The sequence below is a fragment of the Okeania sp. genome, assembly GCF_983059655.1.
This window is the reverse complement of sequence record NZ_CEZPJD010000850.1, coordinates 1-3,314: the sequence shown is the minus strand read 5'-3', so window position 1 is coordinate 3,314 and position 3,314 is coordinate 1. Positions and strand designations below refer to the sequence as shown.

Here is a 3,314-nt window from a genome sequence, read left to right as displayed (position 1 = left end):
CTGATAGTTTAGACCGAATTGTACCAATTGTTCAGCCGGATGGACGTAGCAATCATGATGAAATTTTTGTAGACCGCAGCGCTCAATTGAAGGGATTGGATTGTCATACAATTTATACAATTCCTATTTCAATGGTCTATTCTAATCAAGCGCCAAATCTCAAAGTTGAATATGACGATCCACAGGTTTTACCTATGATTATGGTGGAGACTCTGGAGGGGGATGTTTACGATTTGGGAGTTGCTACAATTAGAGAAATTATTGATAGAAGGGTTAGTGAAGTTAATCCAGATTTATGTTTAGAAAGGGATGTATTTGAAAGTCGAGAAGTTTTAGATAGACTTTGTTTAATGAGTGGGGGTCATGTCCGGGATTTAATGTTATTAATGCAGAGTGTAATTAAACGTGCGGGAGGTAATTTACCGATTTCTGCCAAAGTGGTACAAAGAGCTATTACGGAGGCAAGACTTCCTTATAAAAGATCGGTTCAACAGGAAGAATGGCAAATATTAGTTGATGTTTTTCGCTCTAAAAATATATTGAATAATCAGCAACACCGGGATTTATTGTTTAATCGTTGTTTGCTGGAATATACTTTCTTGGATGAGGAGGGAGAAAAGCAAACTTGGTATGATGTTCATCCTTTAATTAAAGGAGTTCGTGAATTTAAGGAGTTGTTGGAATGAAGGGAGAAAAAGTTGTTTTGGAAGAGGATGTACAGTCAACTTTTGCAGAGGAATATCAAGATTTATTGAATGTTGTTAGGTTTATTGAAGGTTTTGGTTTATTGTTTGTAGAATGTTCGCCTCCACAGGGAACGGAAATTATTGAAAAAATTCGGCAGGATATTCCCCAAGAAAGGGTAGATGTTTTGCGTTTGGATAAGACTACTTATAATTTTTATAATCTGGTAAAAGATTTGCCAAATTTAGCAGAGATTGATGTTTTGTTTGTGACTGGTTTGGAATATTCTCTCTATCAATATGAGGAGGAGATGAAGGAAAGGGGCTTGGATAGTAATGAGATTATTTCTATTAGTAGAAGGGGAGTACCTCCTGTTTTGATTAATTTGAATCAGCAGCGAGAAAGATTTAGGGATGATTTTGATATTTGCTTTGTGTTTCTGTTACCAAGGTTTGCTGTAGATTACTTGATTAAACGTGCCCCAGATTTTTTTGATTGGCGTTCTGGGTTATTTCTGTTTCCTATGAGTGAGGAATATTTACGACAGGAATCTTTAAATATTTGTGGAAAAGAATTAGATGATTATAAAAAGCTTACCCGGCAACAACGTAAGTCTGAATGGTTGAGAATTAAAAGTTTGATTTATGAAAATTTGGCTCCTGCTGAATATCAGGCAAATTTGTTGGTGATAAAGGCTTTATTGGATAGAAAATTTGAGAAATACGAAGAAGCAATATTAGCCTGTGATGAAGCATTAAAAATTCAAGCTAATAATTATGAAGCCTGGAATAATAAAGGCGTTGCACTAGAAAAATTAGAAAGATATGAACAGACATTTGCTGCTTTTGATAAAGCTCTAGAAATTCAACCAGGCTTTTATGATGCTTGGAATAATAAAGGCGTTGCACTAGAAAAATTAGAAAGATATGAACAGGCGCTAGTTGCTTTTGATAAAGCTCTAGAAATTCAACCAGACTATTCTGATGCTTGGAATAATAAAGGCGTTGTACTAGAAAAATTAGAAAGATATGAACAGGCGCTAGTTGCTTATGAAAAAGCTCTAGAAATTCAACCAGACTATTCTGATGCTTGGAATAATAAAGGTGATGCACTAAGAAAACTAGAAAGATATGAACAAGCGCTAGTTGCTTATGAAAAAGCTCTAGAAATTCAACCAGACTATTATGATGCTTGGAATCGTAAAGGCATTGCATTAGAAAATTTAGAAAGATATGAACAGGCACTTGCTGCTTATGAAAAAGCTCTAGAAATTCAACCAAATAAATACTACATCTGGCGCAATAAAGGCTTAATATTCGCTAAAATGGGAAAATATGAGCAGGCAATTACTGCTTATGATAAAGCTTTAGAAATCAAACCAGATTATCACAATGCATGGTACGATAAAGGAATTAACTTGAGAGATTTAGGAAGATATGAACAGGCAATTACTGCTTATGATAAAGCTTTAGAAATCAAACCAGATTATCACAATGCCTGGAGCAATAAAGGCTGGGTACTGAAAAAACTAGGAAGATATGAACAGGCAATAAATGCTTATAATAAAGCTTTAGAAATTCAACCTGGCAATAATAATACTTGGGGACTTAAGGGAGATTTACTGCAATATTTAGATAGATATGAGGAGGCAATCTCTGCTTATGAAAAAGCTTTAGAATTTAAACCCAATGACGATAAAGCTTGGTATAATAAAGGCAATGCACTGATTGAAATACGCCGTTTTAAAGAAGGTTATGACAGCATAATAAAAGCCTATGAAATAAACCCTAATTTTGTTGAAGAAATATATAGTCAAAACATAAAAAATATTCTCACTAAAATAGGGTGGTATAAATTGAAAGAAATTTTTAATAAGACTTTTAGAATGATAGGTTTAAAACCTTGAGTAATCAAAATAATAGTCTTAATACAGTAACTTTGCTTGAACAACAATGCAACCCAACAAAAAATACTACTTATAACTTATATGTGTTGGGTTTCGCTTCCTCAACCCAACCTACTAATATTTTGAGTAACTTGCAACGGCTCAAAAAAGAACGTTGGGGAAATAAACTATTAGCAGATACAGAAAAATTATTAGAAAACCCTCAGATAAAAATATTACTTTCTCAGACAGTTGAAGAAGAAAAAAGCAAGGAAGAAAAAATTGATGGGGACTCAAACTTCAATCAATTATAAACATCTAACTGATAACTGAAATTTGCCCCCCGAGCAAGCCAATTCTGGGGGGAACAAGAGTTAATTTGCTGATAAAAGTCCCCCAATTTTGGAGGATTTAGGGGGCTTGGATATAGCAAATTTCTCAGACATCCTCTAATGCATATTAGTTGGAAACTTTTGGTAGGAATTTCCCCCTAAACTTCCTTCAAAAATTATTTGACTGATAACTGATAACTGAATTTTTCCCCCCTAGCAAGCCAATTCTGGGGGGAACAAGAGTTAATTTGCTGATAAAAGTCTCCCAAAATTGGGGGATTTAGGGGGCGAGTGATGTCGCAAATTTCTCAGACATCCTCTAATGCATATTAGTTGGAAACTTTTGGTAGGAATTTCTCCCTAAACTTCCTTCAAAAATTATTTGACTGATAACTGAATTTTGCCCCCCGAGC

Annotated in this window: 2 protein-coding genes and 1 pseudogene; all 3 read left to right on the top strand. The window is 34.6% G+C overall.

The genetic code is table 11. The annotated features are described in order from the left end of the window. A pseudogene (locus AC3DU7_RS29270) lies at positions 1-686 on the top strand (ATP-binding protein); the annotation flags it as partial. Next, entirely contained in the window at positions 683-2,590 is a 1,908-nt protein-coding gene (locus AC3DU7_RS29265; RefSeq protein WP_488042768.1) for a tetratricopeptide repeat protein, read from the top strand. The pseudogene AC3DU7_RS29270 and the gene AC3DU7_RS29265, both read left to right, overlap by 4 nt. Further along, a complete protein-coding gene (locus AC3DU7_RS29260) occupies positions 2,587-2,883 on the top strand; it encodes a hypothetical protein (protein WP_488042767.1) in 297 nt (98 codons plus the stop codon). The genes AC3DU7_RS29265 and AC3DU7_RS29260 overlap by 4 nt, the downstream gene beginning before the upstream one ends. Positions 2,884-3,314 lie beyond the last annotated feature (431 nt).

Excerpts from the sequence above, each read along its gene's own strand:
- AC3DU7_RS29265 (WP_488042768.1), top strand. The coding sequence starts at position 683 with ATGAAGGGAGAAAAAGTTGTTTTGGAAGAGGATGTACAGTCAACTTTT.